This is a genomic window from Devosia limi DSM 17137 (assembly GCF_900128975.1).
GTDB classification, from domain to species: Bacteria; Pseudomonadota; Alphaproteobacteria; order Rhizobiales; family Devosiaceae; genus Devosia; species Devosia limi.
Genome location: NZ_FQVC01000007.1, coordinates 242,423 through 267,293 on the forward strand (window position 1 = coordinate 242,423; position 24,871 = coordinate 267,293).

Below are 24,871 nucleotides of genomic sequence, written 5' to 3' on the forward strand. Positions count from 1 at the left end.
CGCCCCGTCACCTCATCGCCAGAGCCCTCGGGTCAAACCCGGGGGTGAAGATTGGCGACGTGGCGACGGCAAGTGTGATGCCGGGGCGGCAAATACAGAGGCGGAAAGCGCTGCTATTTCGTCCCATACATGCGGTCACCGGCGTCGCCGAGGCCGGGGATGATATAGCCCTTCTCGTTGAGATGGCTGTCGATGCTGGCGGTGAAGATCGGCACGTCGGGATGGTGCTCGCCGAAGCGCTTGATGCCTTCGGGTGCCGCCAGCAGGCACAGGAACCGGATATTGTTGGCGCCGCGTTCCTTGAGCTTGTCGATGGCCGCAGTGGCCGAATTGGCCGTGGCCAGCATGGGATCGACGACGATGATCAGGCGGTCTTCAAGGTTGGACGGCGCCTTGAAATAGTATTCGACCGGCAGCAGCGTCTCATGGTCGCGATAGATGCCGATATGGGCGACCCGCGCCGCGGGAACGAGGTCGAGCATGCCATCGAGCAGGCCATTGCCGGCGCGCAGGATCGAGGCAAAGACCAGCTTCTTGCCCTTGATGGTGGGCGACATCATCTCGGTCATCGGCGTGTCGATCGGGATCATCTGCAGTTCGAGATCGCGCGTCACCTCATAGCACATCAGATGGGCGATCTCGCGCAGCAGGCGCCGGAACCCCGCGATGGATGTGCCCTTGTCGCGCATGATCGTCAGCTTGTGCTGGATCAGCGGGTGATCGAGGACGGTGACGTTTTCGCGGCTGACATCGTGCATCGGAACCATCCATTGGTGAGGCTAAAGGAAGCTTTTGCCGTTTTGGCCGGGCGCCAGGCCGAGCCAATGGGCAATGCTTTCGCCAATATCGGCGAAGGTCGAACGAATGCCAATCTCGCCCTGTGACAGGCTTGGGGAAAACACCAGGATCGGCACCTGTTCGCGGGTGTGATCGGTGCCGGGCCAGGTCGGATCATTGCCATGATCGGCGGTGAGGATCAGCAGGTCGTCATGCGCCATTTTGGCGATCAGCTCGGGCAGGCGCGCGTCGAACTTTTCCAGCGCATCGGCATAGCCGGGCACATCGCGGCGATGGCCGAACTCGGAGTCGAAATCGACGAAATTGGTCATGATGAACGCCCGGTCGCCGGCCATTTCCAGCGCTTCGAGCGTCTTGTCGAACAATTGCATCAGCCCGGTGCCCTTGAGCTTGTGGGTCACGCCATGGCCGGCATAAATGTCGGATATCTTGCCGATGGCGAACACCTGGTGGCCGGCATCCTTGTTGCGATCCAGCAGCGTCGGCGCCGGCGGCGCGATGGCGAAGTCGCGGCGATTGCCGGTCCGCTTGAAGCTGGCCGCATTCTCGCCAATGAAGGGGCGGGCGATTACCCGGCCGATCATCAGCGGCGCCGTCAGCTCGAAGGCGATCTGGCAAATTTCATAGAGCCGCTCCAGGCCGAAATGGCTTTCGTGCGCGGCGATCTGGAAGACGCTGTCGATCGAGGTGTAGCAGATGGGCTTGCCCGTGCGGATCGACTCCTCGCCCAACTCGGCGATGATGGTGGTGCCCGAGGCATGCTCGTCGCCCAGAATGCCGGGCAGCCTGGCGCGCTTGATGAACTCTTCGATCAGCTCGGGCGGAAAGGTGGGCTCGGTCTGGGGAAAATAGCCCCATTCAAACGGCACGGGCACCCCGGCGATTTCCCAATGGCCCGATGGCGTATCCTTGCCCTTGGAGACCTCGCGCCCGACGCCGAAACGGCCGCCCGTGGCTGTGGCCGACAGGCCGGGCGGCAGCGTGCCGGTCGATAGCTGGATGGCGGCGCCAATGCCCAGCGCATCCAGGTTGGGCACATGGAGCGGACCGCTGCGCAGGCCCGCGCGATCGGCCTTGCCGGCGGCGGCGTGTTCGGCGATATGGCCGAAGGTGTTGGCGCCGGTATCGCCATAAGCCGCCGCGTCCGGGGCGCCGCCAATACCGACGCTGTCGAGAATGCACAAAATGGCGCGTGGCATGGTGGAACTCCTCGGACGTTTATCTGCTCGGCTTCATCCCCGCTCAGGCGGGCGTGACATTGTGGGTCGCTAGGCTGGTGAAATGGCGTCGGCAATCAGGGGATAATGCGGCGCGGTGTCGCCCAGCCGATAGGCGGCTTGGAGGCGACGGGTGGCATCCTCCGCCGAAGCTTCGTCACGGGCGTGAATACGGGCGATCGGCGTCGCGCTGTCCACCCTGGCGCCCAGCCCTGCCAGGCGGTCGAAGCCCACTGTGTGGTCGATGCTGTCGGTCGGCATGGTGCGGCCGCCACCCAGCGCCACCACCGCCATGCCGACGCCCTTGGTGTCGATCGCGCTGACTGTCCCCTGCCCTTGGGCAAACACATCGCGGATGATCGGCGCGGGTTGCAGGTACCGGTCCATGTTCTCGATGAAATCGGCGGGACCACCCAATGCGGCGACCATGGCGGCGAAGCGCTCGGTGGCGCGGCCGCTGGCCAGCGCTTCGTCCACCAGCCTGCGCCCAGCCTCGACACTGGGCGCGACGCCCGTCATCTCGGCAACCACGGCGCAGAGCGCGAGCGTGACGTCCTTGAGGCGTGGATCCCGATGCGCGCCGGTGAGGAAATCGACGGCATTGCGCACCTCGAGGCCATTGCCGGCGGCCGATGCCAGCGGCTCGTTCATGTCGGTGATCAGGGCCGAGGTCTTGAGCCCGGCGCCATTGGCGACTTCGACAAGGCTCTGCGCCAGCGCGCGGGATTTTTCCAGCGTCGGCATGAAGGCGCCCGAGCCGGTCTTGACGTCGAGCACCAGCGCGCCAAGCCCGGCCGCCAGCTTCTTGGATAGGATCGAGGCGGTGATCAGTGAGATGGATTCCACCGTGCCGGTGACGTCGCGGATGGCATAGAGCGCCTTGTCGGCTGGCGCGAGGTCGGCGGTCTGGCCGATAATGGCGCAGCCGGCCTCGCGCACCACCTTGCGGAACAACGCATTGTCCGGGCTGGTGGTGTAGCCGGGGATGGAGTCGAACTTATCGAGCGTGCCGCCGGTATGGCCGAGGCCGCGCCCGGAAATCATCGGCACATAGATGCCGATGGCCGCCAGGATCGGCGCCAGCATCAGGCTGACATTGTCGCCGACGCCGCCGGTCGAATGCTTGTCGGCCACCGGACCATCCAGATCGGACCAGTCGAGCACCGTGCCGCTGTCACGCATGGCTGTTGTCAGCGCCACGCGTTCGGGCATGGACATGTCGTTGAAATAGACCGCCATGGCCAAGGCGGCTGCCTGGGCATGGGACACACTGCCCTTGGAAAAGCCGGCGATGAATTCGGCAATTTCGCTGGCGCTGAGGGCGTGGCCGTCACGCTTTCTGGCGATGACTTCCTGGGGCAGGAAAACCATTCAATGTCCTGACTGCAGGCGATAGAGCCTGACGGGTGCCGGCGTGCGGGCGATGACTTTCTTGGCTTCGAGATCGAGCTGGACGCATTTGACCCACCAGCCCGCCGTGTCGCCGCCCGGAAACAGCGCCTCGGGCAGGTGCGGTTTGACTGCGGCGATGATATCGGCAACCGGCATGCCGGGCGCCACATCCGGCAGCACCTGCAACACCGCCGCCTTCATGGCCGCATATTTGTCGGCATCGACCCGATAGGTCTTGCCCGGCTGGCCAACATTTTCGACGTCGATCTTGTCTGCCATTTCAAGCCCCGTATGGAATCCAGACATTCTTGATCTGCGTTGCCTTGGCGAGGAAGTAATCGCCCTCGAACTTCTGGCGGTCGGTCAGGTCATAGCCCAGGCCCCGGCTGGTCCAGGTCTGCTTCACATTGGTGATCGAGGCCTTTTCGACCATGGTCGAAGCCTGACTGGAGCCCATGAACCACAGCGCATCGACGCCATCATGCTCGGCCAGCGTCTTGGCTAGGCTTGCCGCATCGCCGGTGACGATGTTGATGACGCCATTGGGCACGTCGGAAGTTTCGATGGCCTGATAGAGATCGGTGACGCTGAGCGGCGCCGTCTCGGAGGGCACCAGCACCACCGGATTGCCCATGGCCAAGGCCGGAGCGATCAGGGCAATCGAGCCCAGCAGCGGCAGGTCGGGGCCTGCAACAATGCCCATGACGCCGATGGGTTCGACCATGGCGGCCGCAACGGCGCGCAGCGGCGGATTATGCACGGCGCCATCATATTTGTCGGCCCAGGCGGCGAAGGCGAACAGCCGCTCGACCGAGGCAGCAACTTCCGCTGTCCCGCTCTTGCCGGTCTGTGCCTTGATGCGCTCGGCAAATTCGTCGCGGCGATAGTCGAGATTTTCGGCGAGGAAATAGAGGATCTGGGCGCGGGCATGGGCTGTGCTATTGCCCCAGCTCAGTGCCCCGCGCGCGGCTTCCACGGCATTGCGGATATCCTTGCGATTGCCGTCGCCGACTTCGCCGACAAGATTGCCATTGGGGCCATAAACAGCGCGCGAATAGCCGCTATCGGGCCGCGCCTGCTTGCCGCCGATATACATCTTGGCGGTCTGGTCGAGATGGCCATTATCAAGCGGATTGTCGAACTTGGGCGCAGCAGCCTTGGGGGCAGTGGCAGCCTTGAGGTCCTTTTCCCACACGGGCTTGAGGTAAGCCGCCATGCCTTCGCGGCCACCCTCGCGGCCAAAGCCGCTTTCCTTGTAGCCACCGAAGCCGACTGCGGCGTCGAAATTATTGGTGCCATTGATCCAGACCACGCCGGCCTTGATCTTGGGGGCGATATCGAGCGCCAGATTGATGTTCTCGCTCCACACCGTCGCGGCGAGGCCATATTTCGTATTGTTGGCCAGCGCCACCGCTTCCTCGGGGGTGCGGAAGCTCATCGCCACCAGCACCGGCCCGAAGATTTCCTCGGCCACCAGCGTATTGGCAGGCGAGACATTGGTGACCAGCGCCGGCTTGAGGAAACACCCGACCGACGGGATCGCCCCATCGGGTTCATAGACCACCGCGCCTTCAGCCAGGCCGCGCTGCATCAGATCGCGGATACGCTCGACCTGCACCGGGGCGACCAGCGCCCCGATATCGACCGATTTATCCAGGGGATCGCCGACGCGGAGGCTGGCCATGCGCAGCTTGAGCTTGGTGATGAAGCGCTCCTCGATGCTTTCCTGCACCAGAAGACGCGAGCCAGCACAGCACACCTGCCCCTGATTGAACCAGATGGCATCGACCAGACCCTCGATGGCGCTGTCGATATCGGCGTCCTCGAAGACGATATAGGGGCTCTTGCCCCCCAGCTCGAGGCTGAGGCCCTTGCCCGACCCGGCCGTGGCGGCGCGGATGGCCTTGCCGACTTCGGTCGAGCCGGTAAAGGCGATCTTGTCGATCCCTTCATGGGCGACGATGGCCTGCCCGGTTTCGCCGGCGCCGGTGACGATATTGACCACGCCCTTGGGCAGGCCGGCGCGCTCGCAGATTTCGGCGAACAGCAGCGCCGTCAGCGAGGTGAACTCGGCCGGCTTGAGGATCACCGTATTGCCGGCGGCCAGCGCCGGGGCAATTTTCCAGGCCAGCATCAGCAGCGGGAAATTCCACGGAATGATCTGCCCGCAGACGCCATAGGGCACATGGCCCGGAAACTCGCGGTCGAGATGCTGGGCCCAGCCAGCATGGTGGTAGAAATGGCGCGCCACCAGCGGAATATCGATATCGCGGCTTTCGCGGATCGGCTTGCCATTGTCCATGGTCTCGAGCACTGCGAACAGGCGCGCATGCTTCTGGATGGCGCGGGCAATGGCATAGAGATATTTTCCGCGCTCATAGCCCGATAGCCCGCTCCAGCCCTTGAAGGCCGCGCGGGCGGCCTTGACCGCCTTGTCGACATCCTCGGCCGTGCCATCGGTAATCTGCGCCAGGGTCTTGCCCGTCGCCGGATTGTCCGAGGCAAAGGTCGTGCCCGGCTTGGTCCACTTGCCATCGATGAAATGCCCAAAGGCGCGGCCATGGCTTTCCAGCCAGGCATTGGCCTGATCCGGACCTTCCGGTGCCGGGCCGTAATCGAGGGTCTCAAAGATTTGCGCGATCTTGTTCATGTCGTTCTCCTTGTCAGCGCAGGACCCCGCCACCACCGTCATCACCGGGCTTGTCCCGGTGATCCATCTACGCGCTCAAAGCATGCGAAACTCAGATGGATTGCCGGGACAAGCCCGGCAATGACGATGGAAACGAAAGCTGTGCCTCCTCCTCAATTCATTGGCATGGGTTGCGACGCCGCTAAACCATCGGCTGGCGATAATCGGCCGCATAGTGCCCGGTCAGGCCATGCTCGAGCTGGCGTTCAATGTCCGTGAGCAAGCTCGACGCCCCAAACCGGAACAGATGCGGCTGCAGCCAGTGCGTGCCCAGTTCTTCCTTCATCAGCGCCATATATTTGATGGCGTCACCGGCTGTGGCGATACCACCGGCCGGCTTGTAGCCGATCTCGATGCCGGTCTCTTCATGGAACCAGCGGATCATGCGGATCATGGCCAGCGAGGTCGGCAGGTTGGCATTGACCTTTTCCTTGCCGGTCGAGGTCTTGATGAAATCGGCCCCGGCCAGCATGCAGACCAGCGACGCCTTGGCCACATTGGTCAGCGTCGCCAGCTCCCCGGTGCCCAGAATGGTCTTCATATGCGCGTCGCCACAGGCCTTGCGGAAGGCTTTGACCTGGTCGTACAGCGCCTGCCAATCGCCCCGCAGCACCATGCCGCGCTCGATGACGATGTCGATTTCCTTGGCCCCATCGGCCACCGACATTTCGATTTCGCGGATCTTGGTTTCCACGGGCGCGAGGCCATGCGGGAACGCGGTCGACACGGCGGCCACCGGAATGCCGGTGCCCTCGAGCGCTGCAACCGCAGTCTTCACAAAGCTATGGTAGACGCAGACCGCGCCCGGCAGGATGCGCAGGTCGCCAACCCCGAGCGCCTCGATGATATCGCTGCGCAGCGGATGGCGCGCCTTGGCGCAGAGCCGCTCGACGCGGCCTTCGGTATCGTCGGAATTGAGCGTCGTCAGGTCGATCAGCGTGATGGCCTTGAGCAGCCAGGCGAGCTGATAGTCCTTCTTGACGGTGCGGCGCGCGCCAATCGAGGCGGCACGACGCTCCAGCGCCGAACGGTTCATGCGCACCCGCTCCACCCAGTCGAGATCGAGCGGGAAGCCGGGATTGCGCTTGTGGGTCACCTCAGGGGGTGACTGGTCGACGACTTTCAGGTTCATAGCTCCTCCACCAGCGCGGGGATGAGTTTCCTCAGTTTATCCGCGCCCTGCACCGCCATGGTCTTGGTGTGCTCATGGCTGATCTTCTCGTCAGACAGGCCGGCGCCCATATTGGTGATGGACGAGCAGGCCCAGACTTTCATTCCCAGGAAACGCCCGAGAATGACTTCGGGTGCCGTCGACATGCCGACGGCATTGGCGCCAAGCCGGATCGCCATCTGGATCTCGGCGACGGTTTCAAAGCTCGGGCCGGAATACCAGAGATAGATGCCCTCATGGACGACGATGTCCAGCCGGGCGCCGATCGCCTTGGCCTTGGCGCGCAGCTCGGAATTGTAGCAATCGACCATGTTGACAAAACGACGGTCGGTCGGCTCGCCGATCAGCGGGTTCATGCCCGCATAATTGATGTGGTCGGAGAGCAGCATCAGATCGCCCGGCCGGAAGCGTTCGTCGAGCGAGCCGGCCGAATTGGTCAGCAGCAGCGTCTCTGCACCCAAAGCCGCCATGGTCTCCAGCGCCGGCCGCATGGCGTCGGCATTGCCATGCTCGTAATAATGCTCGCGGCCGGTCAGGATGGCGATGCGCTTGCCACCCATGGTGCCGATCAGGAGGTCGCGACCATGGCCGGACACGCCGCCACCGGGAAAGCCCTTGAGCTCGGAATAGGGAATGGCGACCTTGTCGCCCAGCAGCTCGCCAATGGCCGACAGGCCCGACCCCAGCACGATGGCGGCGCTGATCGGCTCGGTGCCGGCAATCTTCTGGATGATTTTGGCGGCTTTGGTCATTTGATGCTCTCGAATCTTCGTCCCCCTCCCCCTTGAGGGGAGGGGTTAGGGGTGGGGGTGCTGCGTGCGCAATATATGCTGAGGTCCAGGGCGGCGCAGCACCCCCACCCTGTCCCTCCCCTCAAGGGGGAGGGAACGATTGCCGATAGTCCGGCGCCCCTCACTTCCCCAGAAACTCCGGGCCAAACGAATGCGGCAGTAATTGTGCGAGCGTGGTCAGGAGCGGCGCGCCCTCGACCCCGTGCGAGATGATGGTGACATCGGTATCGGCGAATTCGCGGATACGCTGGCGGCATCCGCCGCAAGGCGTCACCGGAGCGGAACCCGGCCCGGTGACATAGATACGGGTGATGCGCCGCGCCCCGCCGGCGATCATCGCCGAAATGGCCGAGGCCTCGGCGCAATTGCCCTGCGGGTAGGCGGCGTTCTCGACATTGCAGCCGGCATAGATCTTGCCGTCATCGGCCAGGATCGCCGCCCCAACCGCGAAGTTGGAATAGGGCACATAGGCACGGGCGCGAATGGCTTCGGCGGCCTCGAACAGGGCCTGGTCGGTCTCGGTACGTGACATCGTCGCTCTTTCCTGGCGGCCCCGGCTGCGCCGGGCCCTCGCCCAACGCCCTTTCGTGTAGGGAACGCCGCCGGCCTTTGGGCCGACCGCCTTGCCGATAAACCCTGCCAGCAGGACCACCGTCAGCACATAGGGCAGCGCCTGGATCGCCTGCACCGGTACCACGCCGATGACCGGCAGTTCGAAATTCTGCAGACGGATCTGCAGGGCATCGAGGAAACCGAACAACAGGCAGGTGAACATGGCCGGAACCGGCTTCCACTTGGCAAAGATCAGCGCCGCCAGCGCGATGAAGCCCTTGCCCGCAGTCATGTTATTGCCAAAACCCGAGCCCTGCGCGATGGAGAAATACGCCCCCGCGAAGCCGCAGAGAACACCGGTGATCAGCACCGCCTGATAGCGCAGCGCCACCACCGAAATACCGGCCGTATCCACCGCCTTGGGGTTCTCACCCACGGCGCGCAACCGCAGGCCGAAGCGCGTTCGATACAACACGAAGGCGGTGATCGGCACCGCGAGGAAGGCGATATAGACCAAGATGTAATGGCCCGAGATCAGCTCGGCATAGATCGGCCCGATGATCGGCACGCCAGCCAGTTCATCGGCAAATGGCAGGGTGATCTGGGGAAAGCGCCCGCCCTCGCCCAAGGGCGGCGTGCGGCCACCCTGGTGGAACCAGGTCTGGCCCAGAAATGTGGTCAGGCCGGCGGCCAGCATATTGATGGCAACGCCGGCAATCAGCTGATTGCCCTTGAGACTGATCGCGGCGACGCCCTGCAGCAGCGCCGTGGTCACGGAGACGGAGATGCCCGCCAGCAGCCCCAGCCACATCGAGCCGGTCACCGCAGCGACAGCGGCGGCGCCGAAGGCGGCGAACAGCATCTTGCCTTCCAGGCCAATATCGAAAACACCGGCCCGTTCGGAATAGAGCCCGGCCAGGCAGGCCAGCAGCAGGGGGGTCGACAGGCGCAGCGTCGCGTCGAGCACGGACAGCATGATGGCAAAATCCATCGGTCAGCCCTCCGTCTTGGCGGACGAAACCGCAATGGCTTCGGCCTTTTGTTCGGGGGTGAACAGCATGAACGAGCGCTCCAGCGCCGGCCGGAACAGGCCTTCCATGGCCCCGGTGAACAGAATGACCAGCGCCTGGATGACGACGATCATTTCGCGCGTCACCGCCGGAATGACGAATTGCAGTTCCTGGCCGCCCTGATAGAGCGCCCCGAACAGGAGCGCCGCCAGGGCGATACCGACCGGGTGGTTGCGGCCCATCAGCGCCACGGCGATACCGACGAAACCGGCGCCGGCGACATAGTCGAGCACCAGGCGGTTCTGCACGCCCATCACTTCATTGATCGCCACCATGCCGGCCAGCGCGCCGGAAATGGTCATGGTGATCATGATCATCCTGGAGTTGGAGATGCCGGCATAGCGCGACGCGGTGGGGTTCTTGCCCAGCACGCGCATGGCATAGCCGAACTTGGTGTGCCAGACGAGGATATAGACCCCGATCAGCGCCAGCACCGCGATGACGATGGAGAGATTGACCGGCGAATAGCCGAAAAAGCTGAAGAACTGGCGCAATTGCGGCACGCGGCCGCCAATGTCGATGGTTTCCGATTCCGGCGCCATCGTCGTCGCGGGCTTGAGCACGCGATTGACCATGTAGACCATCAGCGCCGCGGCAATGAAGTTGAACATGATGGTGGTGATGACGACGTGGCTGCCGCGCTTGGCCTGCAGCCAGCCCGGCACGAACGCCCAGAACCCGCCCACCGCACCGGCGGCAAGCACCGCCAGCGGCATGGCGATCAGCCAATGGGTCTGGTCGAGTGCCAGCGCCACCACGATCGCTCCGAGCCCGGCCACATAGGCCTGCCCGTCGCCACCGATATTGAACAGCCCGGCATGGGCGGCAACCGCCACGGCCAGGCCGGTAAAGATGAAATTGGTGGCGTAGTACAGCGTATAGCCGAAGCCGTCGCCATAGCCGAAGGCGCCATAGATGATGACCGTGATGGCCTCGAGCGGGTTCTCGCCGATCATCAGCACCACAAGGCCCGAAACCAGGAAGGCCATAAACAGGTTGATGGCCGGCAGGAGGACGATATCGGCCCAGCGCGGAAGGGGTCTGCTGGCGCTCATGAGCTGATCTCCTGGCCATTCTTGCTGGCCGGCGCCGCCGCATGGTCTTTACCGATACCGGCCATCATCAGGCCAAGTTCGCCCTCGGTCGCCGTCGCCGGGTCGGCCTCACCGACGATCTCGCCGTCGAACATCACAAGGATCCGGTCGGCCAGCGAGCGGATTTCGTCCAGTTCAACCGAGACGAGCAGGATGGCCTTGCCGGCATCGCGCATCTTGATGATCTGGTTGTGGATGAACTCGATGGCGCCGATATCGACGCCGCGCGTCGGCTGGCCGACGACCAGCACATCGGGATTGCGGTCCATCTCGCGCGCCAGCACGATCTTTTGCTGGTTGCCGCCCGAGAACAGCGCCGTCTTGAGATTGATATCGGCCGGGCGCACATCGAAGGTTTCAATATGCTCGGCCGCCTTGCGCTTGGCTGCGCCGATGTCGAGAAACGGGCCGGCGCCATAGTCGGGGCTGTTCTGATAGCCCAGAATGGCATTTTCCCATTCCTGGAAACTGGTCACCAGGCCCATGCGCAGGCGATCTTCGGGCACGTGGGCGAGCCCGGCCGTTCGGGCGCGGGCAGCGCCGTCATCGCCCTTGAGCGAGAGCGGATTGCCGCTGAGCAGTACATCGCCCCGGCGCTGGTCGCGCATGCCGGAAATGGATTCGAGCAATTCGGACTGGCCATTGCCCGAGACCCCGGCAATGCCGACGATCTCGCCGGCCCGCACCGAAAAGCTGACATTCTTGACCCGCACAATGCCCATGTCGTCGGCAACGACGAGGTTTTGCACTTCCAGCATGGTCTTGCCGGGATTGGACGGCCCCTTCTCCACGCGCAGCAGCACGTGACGGCCGACCATCAGCTCGGCCAGCGCTTCGGGGCTGGTTTCGGCCGTCTTGACCGTCGCCACCATCTGGCCCTGGCGCATCACCGAAACACTGTCGGTGATCGCCATGATCTCGCGCAGCTTGTGGGTGATCAGGATCACCGTCTTGCCCTGCTCGCGCAAGGTGCGCAGCACGCGGAACAGATCGTCGGCTTCCTTGGGCGTCAGCACGCCGGTCGGCTCGTCCAGAATCAGGGTTTCGGCGCCGCGATACAGCGCCTTGAGAATTTCGACGCGCTGCTGCTGGCCGACCGAGATGTCCTCGATCAGCGCATCGGGATCGACATCGAGATTGTATTCGGCGGCGAGGCGCTTCAGCTCGGTACGGCCGCGCGCCAGGCTGGGCGCCAGAAAGCCACTGTCCTCGGCGCCCAGCACGATATTTTCGAGCACCGAGAAATTATCGACCAGCATGAAATGCTGGTGCACCATGCCGATCCCCAGCGCCAGCGCATGGCGGCTATCGGTGATGGCATGCTCCACGCCATTGACGCGGATGACGCCGCTATCAGCGGTGTAAAATCCATAAAGGATGGACATGAGCGTGGACTTGCCCGCGCCGTTCTCCCCCACAATACCGTGGATGGTGCCGCGCTGGACTGCCAGATCAATATCCTTGTTGGCGTGAACCGCGCCAAACCGCTTGTTGATCTTTTCAAGCTCGATCGCCCAGCCGGAAGGCGGGGGCGATGCAGCGGCCGTTTCCGGCCGCTGCGGGTTCATGGTGTCGTTACCGGACATCGGTGCTGCTTAGAGCGGGCAGGCGTTGTCGGTGTAGTAGTCGTGCACTTCGACGGTGCCAGCGATCACACCGGCCTTGAGTTCCTCGACCTTGGCCTTCATCTCGTCGGTGATCAGCGCCGCATTGTTGTCGTCAACGGCATAGTCGACGCCGCCATCGGCCAGGCCCAGATCGATACGACCGGGCTTGAAGGTGGCGTCATCGCCAGCTTCGAGGAAAGCGGTGTGGACAGCGGTATCAACGCGCTTGAGCATCGAGGTCAGTACCGAGCCGGGCTGCAGGTGGTTCTGGTTGCTGTCGACGCCGATGGAGTACTTGCCGGCATCCTTGGCGGCCTGCAGCACGCCCATGCCCGAGCCGCCGGCAGCGGCAAAGATCACGTCGACGCCGCTGTCGATCTGGGCCTTGGCCAGCTCGCCCGCGGTCACCGGGTCGTTCCAGGCAGCCGGGGTGGTGCCGGTGTAGTTTTCGGTCAGGCCGATTTCGGGGTTCACGGCGCGGGCGCCATAGGCATAGCCGCAATAGAAGCGATGGATCAGCGGGACGTCCATGCCACCGATGAAGCCAACCTTGCCCGAACCGGACTGCATGGCGGCCAGGGCGCCAACCAGGAACGAGCCGGTGTGCTCGTCAAACATGATCGACTGCACGTTTGGCTGTTCGACAACAGTATCGATCACGACGAAATTGGTGTCGGGGAATTCAGGCGCCACCGCGTCCAAGGCTGCAGCCCACGAGAAGCCAGCCATGACGATCGGGTTGGCACCCTGACCGGCGAAGCGGCGCAGGGCCTGCTCGCGCTGGGCATCGTTCTGCAGTTCGAGATCGAGATAATTGCCACCGGTTTCGGCCTTCCAGGCCTCGGCGCCATTATAGGCGGCTTCGTTGAACGACTTGTCGAACTTGCCGCCCAGGTCATAGATGACCGCGGGATCTGCGAGAGCGGCGCCGGTGAGCATCGCGCTGAGTGCCACGCCGCCCGCAATGGCCTTGGTGAAGGTCGTGAGTTTCATGAATATTCTCCCTGTCTCGCACTGAAGCGATGGCGCTTGCTGCCAACTGACAATCCCCGTGCGCTGACTGGGGATACAATCGTGCAAATGCCCGGCCCGCAAGAGGGAAAACAGCATTTTTATCCGAATGGTCAAAATCTGGGCAGCCCGCTGCGACAGGGAAAGCGCGGGGGCCCGAGCAAGCTGAAAGGCTAAAGCCGGGCCAGTATATGGACGAACAGCTCACCCAGATTGGTGTCGGCGGTGAAGACTGCCAGCATGGCGACAATGCCGATGGCAAACAGCGCGATGGTATCTCTGGTATAGCTGGTCATGTCGGGCATTCGTTTCAAATTGCGTGGACCGTGTTGACCCTTCACTAACGCAGGTTCGGGCGCCCGATTGTGATGCTTTGAGGGCAGAGAGGGGCGTGGTTAAGAAGCGGTTAAATCGGGCGGCAGCGCGGTGACTTCGGCGCCCATCGCCTCGGCAAAGCGCTGGAAAAAGCCGTCAATGACCTTCTGGGCGGAATTCCCGATAATCGCCTTGCCCAGCTTCATGATCTGCCCGGAGGCGCCGCCATCGGCGGAGAAGGCCAGATCGGTGAGCTCGCCATGATCGGTGAGCACGATATCGGCCGAGCCCTCGGCCAGCCCCAGCAGTCCACCCTTGCCGCGGCCGGTCAGCGTATAGCGCTCGGCCGGCACGATATTGGAGAGTTCCAGCCCGCCCTTGAACACCGGGTGGACGACGCCGAGATTGACCTTGATCTCCAGCGCCAGCGTCGTGTCGCTCTCCCAGGCGATCTTGTGGCAGCCCGGGATCGCCGCCTTGAGCACCTCGGCATCGTTGAGCGCTTCCCAGACCGCCTGGCGCGGTGCGGCAATGATGTAGTGACCACCAAATTCCATCAGTGCACCAGCCCCGCGCGGGCACCCGCCTGGGTGGCGGCGTCCCACTTGCCGCCATCATTGCAAAATATGTCAGCCATGCGAAACGCCCCACTCTTTACGTGCGGCTTTTTCGCACCAATATGACCTAAATAGTTGGTGGGAGAGGCAGTTGCAATTGTCAGCAGGCCAGCCAGCAGCGATCTATAGCGCCCAACCGCGCCTACCGCCGGTCCGGCATCACCACGGGGAGCGACCATGAGCAACCAAGCCAGCACCGCCACGACGCAGACAGCATCGGCCATGCCCGCGACGGCCGAGAAGCCGCTGCAGTATCTGGACAAGGCGGTCAACGCCATCCGCGACCTGGGCATCTGGCCCGAGCAGCAGGGCGAACAACCCATCACCGGGCTGCTGCAGCAGATTACCGAACTGGACGAAACCCGTGTCCTGTTGATCGGGCGCACCCTCAGCCAGGCCAGCGCCTTCAACGAAGTCGTGCGCGAACAGATCGCCGCCATGAAGATCGGCGAACGCTACGAAGAAATCACCAAGGGCTTCGATTCGATCCGCGACGATGCCAAGGGCATGGTCGACCAGTTGGCCGACAACAAGCTCGACCTCCTGGAACGCGCCTCCAATGTCTGGATGAAGGTCAGCCGCGGCGACATCGCGCAGCGCTTCAACAAGATCCGCGACGTCTATCTCGATGTCACCAAGGATACCAAGGACCAGATCGACCGCGAGCAGACGATCCTGGAGGCCTATCGCGATTTCCGCGGTGCGCTCAAGCAAGCCGAGGTCATGGCGCTTGAAGTGCTCGATACCGCCGAAAAGCGTCTGGGCGAAAAGAAGGTTGCTCTCGACGCCGCTTCCACCGCTGTCGCCGGCTATGCCGGCACGGTGCCGGCCGACCGCGCCCGCCTCGAAATGGATCGCGACGAAAAGCTGCGCGACATGCAGAACGAGGAAAAGCGCTACCAGATCGCCAAGGACCTCTCGGACAATCTGACCATTTCCTACAATACCTCGGAAGTGGTGATGGCGCGTCTGATGCAGACCACCAATGCCAAGGAGCGGGTGTATCAGCAGTCGATCTCGTTCTTCTCGACCAACGAGACCGTACTGACGGCGCTGTCGGCCTCGTTCACCGGCATGTTCGGGCTGCACGAATCCACCGAAACGCTCAACGCGATGAAGGAAGGGATGAGCAAGAGCCTCGAGACCCTTTCCGAGATCGGCGACAAGGTGCAGGAAGAAGCCGTGCGGGCCGGCTATGGCCCGACCGTGCGTGCCGATGCCGTCAAGAAGCTGGTCGATAGCGTGGTCAACTTCCAGGAGAAGAGCCGCACCATCATCAACGAGATGCGCGTCGCCTCCACCAAGAACTCAGCCGAAATCCGCGACGCCGTCGAAGACGGCAAGCGGCGCCTGGCGGCGCTGGCCGCCGAAGGCAATGCGCTGCTGCTTGAAACCAAGAACTGATAGACGAGGACCATTGCCGGGTGAACTCGAACGATGAGTGATGTGACGGCCAAACCGGCTGCACCCCTGGACGAAGTCATGCTGGCGATGGACGTGGTCGACACGCTCCGTCACCGGCAGGATTTGGTAACGCGCGAACTCGATGGAGTGACGCGTGAGCAGCAGCTCATCGACCGGCTGCGCGATGTCTACCACCAGCAGGGTATCGAGGTTCCCGACCATATCCTGAAGGAAGGCGTCGCGGCGCTGGCCGAGAGCCGCTTCACCTATGATCCGCCCGAGCCCAGTTTCGGCCGGACAATGGCCCGGCTCTATGTGTCGCGCAAAAGCTGGGGCCGGCCGGTCGTGGCTGTGCTCGTCGCGGCGCTGGTGTTCTCGGTCAGCTATTTCGGCGTCTGGCAGCCGTTCCAGGCCAATCAGGCCAATCAGGCGCGGCTGGAGCTGGCCGAAGGCCTGCCGGCGCAGATGGACGCGCTCTATCAGACCATTTTCGACGAAACCAAGGTGCAGCAGGCCGTGGTCGAGGCGGAAGCGCTGCGCACCCGCGGCAAGGCCTATGCCGCCGAGGGCAACCGGGCGATGGCCGAGGACACCGTCGAGCGCCTGACGGCGCTGCGCGACAAGCTGCGCCAGGAATATTCGCTGCGCATCGTCAATCGCGAAGGGGTGCAGTCCGGGTTCTGGACCTTCCCCGAGAGCAATATCGACGCCACCAATTACTATGTGACCGTGGAAGCCATCGACGCCAATGGCCAGGCCCTGTCGCTGCCCATTCTCAACGAGGAGAATGGCGAGACCGAAACCGTCGACATGTGGGCGGTGCGGGTGCCCGAAGTGGTCTACAACGCCGTGGCCGCCGACAAGCGCGACGATGGCATCGTCCAGGCCAATGAAGTAGGCCGCAAATCGGATGGCTTCCTTGAGGTCGAGTACATCATGCCGGTTCTCGGCGGCGCGCTGACCCGGTGGTAGAGATATGAGTATCCGAGGACCCCAAGCCCTGGCATCGCTCGACGAGGCGATGCGCGACATCCGCCGCGAAGAGGACGAAATCTCCAAGCGCCTGGCCCGCTCGGGCGAGCGCGTTGGCAAGATCCGCGAAAGCGAGGCCGAGCTGTTCCGGCAACTGGCGCAATTGCGGCTTGACCCGGCAGTGCAGCAGGAACTGGACGGCCGCATTTCGCAGGCCGAGGCCAAAGCCCGCGACATGCTCAAAACCCACGCCGCCGAGCTGGGCAAGGCCGAGAAAAGCCTGGGTGCCATCGACGCGCAATTGAGCAAGCTGACCGGCGAACGCGCCAGTGCGCTCGACGAACTGGCGAAGCGGCAGGACGAGCTCAAGGCGCTGGCCACCCGGATGCAGCCGAGCATCGCGCGCGATCCCGCCTATGCCGCCAAGCGCGCGGCAGCGGCCGAACTTGACGAGATCGCCGCCCAGTCGATGGCCAAAACCGAGCAGGCCGAGGCCGACCGCGAGGAGAAGGGCAAGCCCTATCGCGACGACCCGCTGTTCATGTATCTGTGGGAGAGCAGCTATGGCACCAGGGATTACCGGGCCAACAATCTGATCCGCTATTGCGACGGGCTCGTCGCCAATCTCATCGGCTTCGCCAAGGCGCGGCCGAATTACGCCATGCTCAACGAGTTGCCGCTGCGATTGCGCGAGCATGCCGAGCGCCAGATCGCCAATGCGCGGCAGGCCGAAGCCGAGGCCGATGCATTGGAAACTGCGGCGCTGGATGCTGCCGGCGGCAAGCCGATCCGCGATGCCCTCGATGCCATGGAGAAGCGCATCGCCGCCATCGACGTCGAAATCGTGGCATTTGAAGACAAGCGCGACGAGGCCGCCAAGGTCCTTGCGACGCTGTCGCAGGGCGGCGATCCGGCCTTCGAGCAGGCCCTGGCGGCCTTGGCGGCCGGCCTCGGCCGCGAGGACATCCAGACGCTGCTGGCCGAGGCGCGCCTGACCCGCACCGGCCAGGACGATACCATCGTCGCCCAGATCGACGATGTTCGCGCCCGCATCAAGGACGAGGAAAGCGAAGTCCGCGAGCAGCAGGAACGCCTCAAGACGCTGGCGGCGCGCCGTCGCGAGCTCGAAGACATCCAGTGGGAGTTCAAGAAGCAGCGCTATGACGATCCGCGCTCGACCTTCCGCGAGGAGCGGCTGACCGGCGACCTGCTCAATGATTTCCTGCGCGGCGGCATTACCGCGGCGGCCTATTGGGAGCAGTGGCGGCGCAGCCAGAACTGGAACACCGGCACCGCGCCCGGCGACAACCGTTCACGCTCGGCCAATCCCTGGCCCGACAATGGCGGCTTCAACTGGCCCGACAACAGCTTTGGCGGCGGCAAGTCCAAGGGCGGCGGTGGCGGGTTCGGCGGCGGCTGGGGCGCGCCCTCGGGCGGCGGCTCCAGTTCCGGCGGCGGCGGCTTCTCGCGTCCCCGCACCGGCTCGCAAGGCACCCGCAAGCACACCAATTTCAAAACCGGCGGCGGCTTCTAGGGGGCCCTCGCTTCGTGGAACCCCGTGAGTGTGCCGCGCCCACCGCGCTGCCCGCGGACTTGATCCGCGGGCCTCTCTCCAGGCACACAGCACGACAAATGACCCACCGGGTCATTCCCGCCTGCGCGGGAATGACACCGTGAGTGGGCACCGCGCTGCGGCTGCCCACTGACAGGCACGCGCAAAACCTCAATTGACCTGCGGCGTCGCCATCAATTCCCAGACATTGCCTTCGCTGTCCTCGAAATACGCCGAATAGCCCCATTCCGATTCCGTGCCCGGCGTAATGATGGCCCCGCCGGCGATCAACACCTGATCGAGGATCGCATCGACCTCGGCGGCGCTGTCGGCGCGATGGCTCAGCACCAGGCCGGGCGTGCCGGCGATGACGGTTTCCTTGCCGGCGGTCTGGGCGATCAGTTCGCGTGGGAACAGCACGAAGGAGAAATCCTCGGTGAGGAAGAACGCGACATGGTCTGCTCCGGCCCCGATCTGGTCATCGGGCATGTCGAACAGGGCGCGATAGAAGGAAAAGGCGCGTTCGAGATTGTCGACGCCGATGGTGACGATATTGATCCTGGGCTTCATGGCGGGGTCTCCGTTGGGACACGCCAGCACGCATCCGTCGCGCCCCTGATAGCCCAGGGGATGGCGGTCGCGAAAGTCGAAATCACTCGTAATAGAGACTGACGCGCTGGCCGCCGATTTCATGCACCTTGATGTCCATGTCATAGACATCGGACAGGATATCGGGGCGAATGATGGCCTCGGCGGGGCCCTGATGGGCCACCTTACCATTGCGCATGGCGACGATGTAATCGGAATACCAGGAGGCGAAATTGATGTCGTGCAGCACCAGCACCACGGTCTTGCCCAGCTCGTTTGCCGCCCGGCGCAACAGCTTCATCATCGCCATGGCATGCTTCATGTCGAGATTGTTCAGCGGCTCGTCGAGCAGCACGTAATCGGTATCCTGACACAGCACCATGGCGACGAAGGCGCGCTGGCGCTGCCCACCGGACAGTTCATCGAGATAGCGCCCTTCCAGCTCCACCAGATTGAGATAGCCGATAGCATCGTCGATATGGGTCTTGTCCTCGATTGTGAGCCGCCCCTTGGAATAGGGATAGCGGCCAAAGCTGACGAGGTCGCGCACGGTCAGGCGCGCGGTCATGTGATTGTCCTGCCGCAGGATCGACAGCCGCCTGGCCAGCACATCGCCGGGCGCCTTGGTCACGTCCAGCCCATCGACGGTCACCGTGCCCTTGTCCATGTCGAGAAGCCGGCTGACCATGGACAGAAATGTCGATTTCCCCGCGCCATTGGGCCCGATAATCGAGGTAATGCCCTTGGCCGGCAGGGTGATGGTGACATTGTCGACCACGCATTCGGTGCCGTAAGTCTTGGTCACGCCATTGGCGATGATCATCGGGCGGCTCTCCGCAGAATGAGGAAGATGAAGACGATCCCGCCGAGGAACTCGATGATGATCGAGAGCGCGGTATCGAACTCGAATACCCGCTCCAGGACGGTCTGGCCGCCGACAAGGCAGATGATGGCCAACAGCGCCGCCGCCGGCAGGATGTATTTGTGCCGGCTGGAGCCGACCAGGCCATGCGCCAGGCTGGCCACCAGCAGGCCGAAAAAGGTGATCGGCCCCACCAGAGCCGTCGATACCGCCACCAGCACCGAAACCAGCACCAGGATGGTCACCACCGTTCGCTGGTAATTGACCCCCAGATTGATCGCCTGCGCCCGCCCCAGCGACAGCACGTCATAGGTATGCATCAAGCGCACCATCACCACCGAGACCGCGCCGATGATCACCAGCGAGATGACCAGCAGGCTGCTGTCGGTGGTCGAAAAGCTGGCAAAGAACGAGTCCTGCAACACGTTGAACGCATTGGGATCGAGCATGCGCTGCATGAGCTGGCTGACGCTGCGGAACAGGATGCCGAAGACAATGCCCACCAGGACCAAGAGATGCAGGCTCCGCTCCTGGCCGAGGAACAGCCAGCGGAACAGCAGCCCCGAAAACGCCACCATGACCAGCACTTCGACCACGAACTGGGCTTGCGTATCGAGCGTGGTCAAGGCGCCGATCCCGAGGAAGAACACCAGGCCGGTCTTGATCAGAATGTAGAGCGCGTCAAAGCCCATGATCGAGGGCGTCAGGATGCGGTTATTGGTGACGGTCTGGAACAGGATGGTCGACATGGCCACCGCATAGGCTACCACGATCAGCGACAGCAGCTTGCGCCCCCGGAACGGCAGGACGAAGCTCCAGCTGCCCCTGGCCCCCAGCGTCATGAAGCAGACGATGGAGACCAGCGCCAGCACGCCGAGAATGACCAGCACCAGGATCGGCCGCGACAGCGTCACCGATGGCACGAAGCGCTTGTACCAGGGGCTCGCGACAATGATGCCGCTGGATTGATCAGGCTGCATGGCGGCGCGTCCTCAGCAGGAGATAGAGGAACACCATGCTGCCGATGACACCGACAACGACGCTGATGGGAATCTCATAGGGCGCGCGCACGACGCGGCCAAGGATATCGCAGGCCAGCACGAAGCCGGCGCCCATCACCGCGACCCAGGGCACGGTGCGGCGCATATTGTCGCCCACCATCAGGCTGACGACATTGGGGACGATCAGGCCGAGAAACGGGATCGAGCCGACCGAAACCAGCACAACGGCGCTGACCACCGAAACGATGACCAGCCCCAGCACCATGACACGCTGGTAGTTCAGCCCCAGATTGGTGGTAAAATCCTTGCCCATGCCGGCCACGGTGAAGCGGTCGGCGGCGATATAGGCGGCGATGGCACAGGCGAGGCCAATCCAGAGCAGTTCATAGCGGCCGCGCAGAATGCCCGAGAAGTCGCCCATGCTCCAGGCCAGCAGCGAGGCCATCAGGCCATAGCGATAGGCCAGGAAGGCAGTTACCGCGCCGATAATCCCGCCCAGCATGATGCCGACCAGCGGCACCAGCAGCACATCGCGCAGCGGCACGGCGCGCAGGATGCGCAGGAACAGCGCGGTGCCGGCCATGGCAAACAAGGCAGCGACCCCCATCTTGGCCATCAGCGGCCAGCCGGGCGCCAGCAGGGTGACTGTCAGGAAGCCAAGGCTCGCCGATTCAGTGGTGCCGGCCGTCGAGGGCTCGACGAAACGGTTGCGTACCACCATCTGCATGACCAGCCCGGCAATCGCCATCGAGGCGCCCGAAAGGATGATGGCCAGGGTGCGCGGGATGCGGCTGATCAGCAGCACCTGCATGGGCCGGTCTTCCGGCGAGGATGACAGCAGCGCCCCCAGCGACACATCGCTGACCCCGACAAAGAGGCTGATGATGGCCAGGGCCAGCGTCACGACGATGGCGACGAGAAGCAATCGCACGATCGGGATTCCTGCAGGTTCGTTACATGGCAAAACCCGGCGGGACGGACCCGCCGGGTTGCATGAGCGCCAGGCGCCCGGTTATCAGGCGTTGAGACCGGCCAGGACCTGCTCCAGCAGCAGCATCACGGCGTTGTAGCCATGCATGGAGATATAGGCGGCCTGCGGATCGAGATAGACGATATGGCCCTGCTTGGCGGCATTGGTCTGGTTGACCAGCTCGTTATCGAGCAGGGCGGCGGCAGCGCCGCCGTTCTCGCCAACACCGGCGTCGCGGTCGACGACGAACAGCCAGTCTGGATTGGTCTCGAGGATGAATTCGAACGACACCGTATCGCCACCATGGTCGCCGTCCTTCACGTCAGCCATGGCCGATGGAATTGCCAGCTCGTTGTAGAGCCAGGCGATGCGCGAGTCCGGACCATAGACGCCGATATTGCCGGCATTGGTGACCAGCACGAGGGCATTGCCCTTGCCTTCGGCCGCAGCCTTGACTTCGGCGACCTTGGCGTCGAGCGCGGTATTGAGCTCAGCAGCCTTGGCCTGCAGGTCAAAGACCTCGCCCAGCGTGGTCAGATTGGCCTTGACGCCATCGATAATGGCGGCATTGTTGACCGACAGGTCGATGGTCGGCAGAATTTCCGAGCCGGTGCCAAAGGCTTCGCGCGAGCGGCCGGCGACGATGTAAAGGTCGGCCTCGGCGGCGGCAATGCCTTCAAAATCGGGCTCGAACAGCGAGCCGATCTTGATGGCGTCGGCCGGCAGGAACTCGGCCAGATAGGACGGCGCATTGGAGGCGGGGACGCCGGCAACGGCCACACCCAGTGCCTGCAGGTTGTCGAACACGGCCCAGTCCTGCACCAGCACCTTGGCCGGCACGCCGCTGATGGTGGTTTCACCCTGGACATGGGCGATCGTCTTGTCCTGCGCCACTGCGGCCAGAGCGGTGAACGACAGCGCGCCAGCAATGACAGCGGCGAGAACGAAGGGAGTGCGGGTCATGAGCTTCACAGCGATGCTTCCAATCCAGAGACGCAATGAGATGGCGGAGCGCCAAATATGATGGCGAATGTCCGATTATCTAGCGGCGCATGGCAGGGCTGTCAAAGTTAAGATGACCGTTTTCTTCATCTTTTTTGAACGGTGCGCGGAGTTGTCGCGAAAGACACCCCGCGCAGCCATTTACGTCAGGACTTGGCCAGCAGATTGCGCAGCTTGCCCACGGCCGTGTCGGTATTCTCGCGATAGGCGATGGTGCCCTCGAACTCGCCGCGGGCATTGATCAGGAACACCGAAGCGGTGTGGTCCATGGTGTAGTCGCCGCCTTCCAGCGGCACCTTTTCGGCGTGAACACCCCAGGCCTTGACGATCTTGGCGATCTCCTCGGGCGTTCCGGTGACCCCGGTGACGCGATCGGAGATGAAGCTGACATAGTCGCCGATCACGGCAGGCGTGTCGCGTTCGGGATCGACGGTAACGAAATAGGCCTTGAGCGCCTTGCCATCCTCGCCCAATTGCTCGAACCAGCCAGCCATCTCGGCCAGCGTTGTCGGGCAGACTTCGGGGCAATGGGTAAAGCCGAAGAACAGCGCCGAGGGCTGGCCGACAAACATGGTCTGGTCGATCGGCTGGCCGTCCTGGTCGAGCAGCGCATAGACGCCACTGCCGAAACCACCGGTCTGCGCCGGTGCATCATTGCGCAGAAACAGCATGGCAGTGCCGGCGGTGATGCCCAGGGCAGCGACCGCCACCCAGAGCCAGATGCGAAATGTCTTCAGGGTCATGATGCTCCAGCCCTAGTGAGTTGCATGCGCGGCAGGCGCGGCGTCGGCCGCATTGCCCAGCACGGCCAGTTCGACATCGACGCTGCCGGCCTTCTCGAAGGTCAGGGTCACCGGCACGCTCTCGCCTTCGACAAAGGCCTGGTTGAGCCCCATGAACATGACGTGCAGCCCGCCCGGCGCCAGCGTCACGGTCTCGCCCGCCGGGATTTCGATGCCATCAGCCAGCTGACGCATCTTCATCACGTCGCCTTGCATGGCCATTTCGTGGATCTGCACGGCGCCCGAAACATTGGCCGATACCGAAACCAGGCGATCAGCCTCGCTGCCGGTGTTCTCGATGGTCATGAAGCCGCCGCCCACCGGGGCGTTAGGCAGGGTGGCGCGGGTGAACGGCGCTGAGATGTTGATGTCGCCAAGATGGACCACGCCATCATGGGCGAAGGCGGGCACGGCAAAGAGGATAGAAGCCGCAAAGGCGGCGCGAAGGACGGCACGGATCATGATTGATCTCCAGAATTGTGGTCAGCTGACAGGGCGGCATTGGCCGCAGGCAATCAGGCCAGTGCTGGAGGGCCTCGCGGGGCCGCTGTCAGTTCGAGCCGCTGACGGCGATGAACAGCATCGTGGGCGGCGGTGGTGACAATATCGAGGCTGACCCGCATGCCCAGTTCGATGACCGCAAGAGCGGGCTCGACCAGGTCATCCTTGCCGATCCCCGCAGCGGGGCATTTGGCGATCAGGCTGGCATCGCTGTCGGGACCCTGGGCATCGAGCGGGGCGCAGAGCACCCAGCTGCCGGCAATGGTCTCATAGCCCAGCGCCGCAAAATCGAGCTGGCTGGCCCGCGCATGGTGCAGTGGCGCCAGCACGGTCAGCAGATAGATGGCCAGCACGGCAAACGCCGTCCCGATCTCCCTGCCGATGCTGCGTCGCTGATCCATTGGGTGCCCTCAGCCCCAGTCCTAGTGCGTCAGCCTCTTTGCCTCAATGGCCGAATTGTCGCAAGCACGGTGATGCGCGATGGCGCCCCACCGAAGGACCATCGCACTTCACCGGGTCATTCCCGCGCAGGCGGGAATCCATTCTCGCTTATCCCGGACCTTCGCACCCCACCCTCAACACCCACGACGCTGTCCCCGGACTTGATCCGGGGACCACTCGCCACTCACGCAGCGCTGACAGTGACCCGCGGGTCAAGCAACCGTGGGCATCATGGATTGAATGCGGGGTCAGATCTGGCGATGGCATTGAGGATTGTTATGAGTTTGCGGACGGTAGCGATCATGGCGAGCTTGAAGGGTTTTCCGCGCGCCCGGAGCCTTTGGTAGAAGCTGCCGAGCACGGGATCCTTGACCTTGATGGCGCTGAGCACAGCCATGTAGGCGATGTCGCGCAGGTGCTTTCGGCCGCCACTGCATCGCCCATTGCGATCGGAAGCGCCGGACTGGCGCGC

25 protein-coding genes and 1 pseudogene are annotated in these 24,871 nt (G+C 63.5%); 3 read left to right on the top strand and 23 right to left on the bottom strand.

The annotated features are described in order from the left end of the window. Positions 1-113: 113 nt before the first annotated feature. From upp to BUA69_RS13115, 14 genes and pseudogenes are all read right to left on the bottom strand, one after another. The gene (gene upp, locus BUA69_RS13055; RefSeq protein WP_046136831.1) at positions 114-758 is read right to left on the bottom strand and encodes a uracil phosphoribosyltransferase; all 645 of its coding nucleotides are present in this window, start codon (positions 756-758) and stop codon (positions 114-116) included. 21 nt (positions 759-779) lie between these two features. Then, on the bottom strand, positions 780-1,997 hold the full coding sequence (locus BUA69_RS13060) for a phosphopentomutase (protein ID WP_046136830.1): 1,218 nt from the start codon (positions 1,995-1,997) through the stop codon (positions 780-782). A 69-nt stretch (positions 1,998-2,066) separates the two neighbouring features. Continuing rightward, positions 2,067-3,386: a thymidine phosphorylase gene (deoA, locus tag BUA69_RS13065; protein WP_046136829.1), complete on the bottom strand. Its 1,320-nt coding sequence runs from the start codon at positions 3,384-3,386 to the stop codon at positions 2,067-2,069. Further along, positions 3,387-3,686, bottom strand: a complete 300-nt coding sequence (locus tag BUA69_RS13070) for a DUF6958 family protein (RefSeq protein WP_046136828.1) — start codon at positions 3,684-3,686, stop codon at positions 3,387-3,389. A gap of 1 nt (position 3,687) precedes the next feature. After that, the gene (locus tag BUA69_RS13075) at positions 3,688-6,057 is read right to left on the bottom strand and encodes an aldehyde dehydrogenase family protein (RefSeq protein WP_046136827.1); all 2,370 of its coding nucleotides are present in this window, start codon (positions 6,055-6,057) and stop codon (positions 3,688-3,690) included. Positions 6,058-6,238: 181 nt separating this feature from the next. After that, positions 6,239-7,228 (bottom strand): deoxyribose-phosphate aldolase, encoded by a 990-nt coding sequence (gene deoC, locus BUA69_RS13080; RefSeq protein WP_046136826.1) that lies wholly within the window; start codon positions 7,226-7,228, stop codon positions 6,239-6,241. Next, entirely contained in the window at positions 7,225-8,019 is a 795-nt protein-coding gene (locus tag BUA69_RS13085) for a purine-nucleoside phosphorylase (protein ID WP_046136825.1), read from the bottom strand. Before BUA69_RS13085 ends, deoC begins: the two co-directional genes overlap by 4 nt. A gap of 160 nt (positions 8,020-8,179) precedes the next feature. Further along, a complete protein-coding gene (locus BUA69_RS21280) occupies positions 8,180-8,590 on the bottom strand; it encodes a cytidine deaminase (RefSeq protein ID WP_046136824.1) in 411 nt (136 codons plus the stop codon). A gap of 45 nt (positions 8,591-8,635) precedes the next feature. Then, positions 8,636-9,601: pseudogene (locus BUA69_RS13095) on the bottom strand (ABC transporter permease); the annotation flags it as partial. A gap of 3 nt (positions 9,602-9,604) precedes the next feature. Continuing rightward, entirely contained in the window at positions 9,605-10,735 is a 1,131-nt protein-coding gene (locus tag BUA69_RS13100) for an ABC transporter permease (RefSeq protein ID WP_046136822.1), read from the bottom strand. Further along, positions 10,732-12,342 (bottom strand): ABC transporter ATP-binding protein, encoded by a 1,611-nt coding sequence (locus BUA69_RS13105; protein WP_046136899.1) that lies wholly within the window; start codon positions 12,340-12,342, stop codon positions 10,732-10,734. The genes BUA69_RS13100 and BUA69_RS13105 overlap by 4 nt, the downstream gene beginning before the upstream one ends. Before the next feature lie 27 nt (positions 12,343-12,369). Next, positions 12,370-13,374, bottom strand: coding sequence for a BMP family lipoprotein (locus BUA69_RS13110; RefSeq protein ID WP_046136821.1), 1,005 nt, complete (start codon positions 13,372-13,374; stop codon positions 12,370-12,372). A 191-nt stretch (positions 13,375-13,565) separates the two neighbouring features. After that, positions 13,566-13,688, bottom strand: a complete 123-nt coding sequence (locus BUA69_RS21440; RefSeq protein ID WP_280136819.1) for a hypothetical protein — start codon at positions 13,686-13,688, stop codon at positions 13,566-13,568. 99 nt (positions 13,689-13,787) lie between these two features. Continuing rightward, positions 13,788-14,264: an SRPBCC family protein gene (locus BUA69_RS13115; RefSeq protein WP_046136820.1), complete on the bottom strand. Its 477-nt coding sequence runs from the start codon at positions 14,262-14,264 to the stop codon at positions 13,788-13,790. A gap of 237 nt (positions 14,265-14,501) precedes the next feature. Here BUA69_RS13115 and BUA69_RS13120 point away from each other — a divergent pair, with 237 nt between their 5' ends. Genes BUA69_RS13120 through BUA69_RS21015 form a run of 3 tightly spaced genes read left to right on the top strand, consistent with a single transcriptional unit; the run spans position 14,502 to position 18,234 of the window. Continuing rightward, a complete protein-coding gene (locus tag BUA69_RS13120; protein WP_244468814.1) occupies positions 14,502-15,728 on the top strand; it encodes a cell surface protein in 1,227 nt (408 codons plus the stop codon). Between the two features lie 33 nt (positions 15,729-15,761). Beyond that, positions 15,762-16,700, top strand: a complete 939-nt coding sequence (locus BUA69_RS13125; protein WP_046136819.1) for a DUF6384 family protein — start codon at positions 15,762-15,764, stop codon at positions 16,698-16,700. A 4-nt stretch (positions 16,701-16,704) separates the two neighbouring features. Then, entirely contained in the window at positions 16,705-18,234 is a 1,530-nt protein-coding gene (locus BUA69_RS21015) for a coiled-coil domain-containing protein (RefSeq protein WP_160300164.1), read from the top strand. A 189-nt stretch (positions 18,235-18,423) separates the two neighbouring features. On the opposite strand, the gene BUA69_RS13135 is transcribed toward BUA69_RS21015, so the two are convergent. The 9 genes from BUA69_RS13135 to BUA69_RS13175 all read right to left on the bottom strand — a co-directional run. Continuing rightward, complete coding sequence (locus BUA69_RS13135; protein ID WP_046136817.1) at positions 18,424-18,822, bottom strand: VOC family protein; 399 nt, start codon at positions 18,820-18,822, stop codon at positions 18,424-18,426. An 82-nt stretch (positions 18,823-18,904) separates the two neighbouring features. Further along, entirely contained in the window at positions 18,905-19,663 is a 759-nt protein-coding gene (locus BUA69_RS13140; RefSeq protein ID WP_046136816.1) for an iron ABC transporter ATP-binding protein, read from the bottom strand. After that, positions 19,660-20,682, bottom strand: coding sequence for an iron chelate uptake ABC transporter family permease subunit (locus BUA69_RS13145; RefSeq protein WP_082093974.1), 1,023 nt, complete (start codon positions 20,680-20,682; stop codon positions 19,660-19,662). Before BUA69_RS13145 ends, BUA69_RS13140 begins: the two co-directional genes overlap by 4 nt. Beyond that, a complete protein-coding gene (locus BUA69_RS13150; protein WP_046136815.1) occupies positions 20,672-21,634 on the bottom strand; it encodes an ABC transporter permease in 963 nt (320 codons plus the stop codon). The genes BUA69_RS13145 and BUA69_RS13150 overlap by 11 nt, the downstream gene beginning before the upstream one ends. An 84-nt stretch (positions 21,635-21,718) precedes the next feature. Continuing rightward, positions 21,719-22,636, bottom strand: a complete 918-nt coding sequence (locus BUA69_RS13155; RefSeq protein ID WP_046136896.1) for a siderophore ABC transporter substrate-binding protein — start codon at positions 22,634-22,636, stop codon at positions 21,719-21,721. A 185-nt stretch (positions 22,637-22,821) separates the two neighbouring features. Then, complete coding sequence (locus BUA69_RS13160; protein WP_046136895.1) at positions 22,822-23,412, bottom strand: SCO family protein; 591 nt, start codon at positions 23,410-23,412, stop codon at positions 22,822-22,824. Between the two features lie 18 nt (positions 23,413-23,430). Beyond that, on the bottom strand, positions 23,431-23,919 hold the full coding sequence (locus tag BUA69_RS13165) for a copper chaperone PCu(A)C (RefSeq protein WP_046136814.1): 489 nt from the start codon (positions 23,917-23,919) through the stop codon (positions 23,431-23,433). A 53-nt stretch (positions 23,920-23,972) separates the two neighbouring features. Continuing rightward, positions 23,973-24,359, bottom strand: coding sequence for a hypothetical protein (locus BUA69_RS13170; protein ID WP_046136813.1), 387 nt, complete (start codon positions 24,357-24,359; stop codon positions 23,973-23,975). A gap of 269 nt (positions 24,360-24,628) precedes the next feature. Beyond that, positions 24,629-24,871, bottom strand: a 243-nt coding sequence (locus BUA69_RS13175; RefSeq protein WP_143154512.1) for a transposase, incomplete at its 5' end; no start/stop codon positions are given.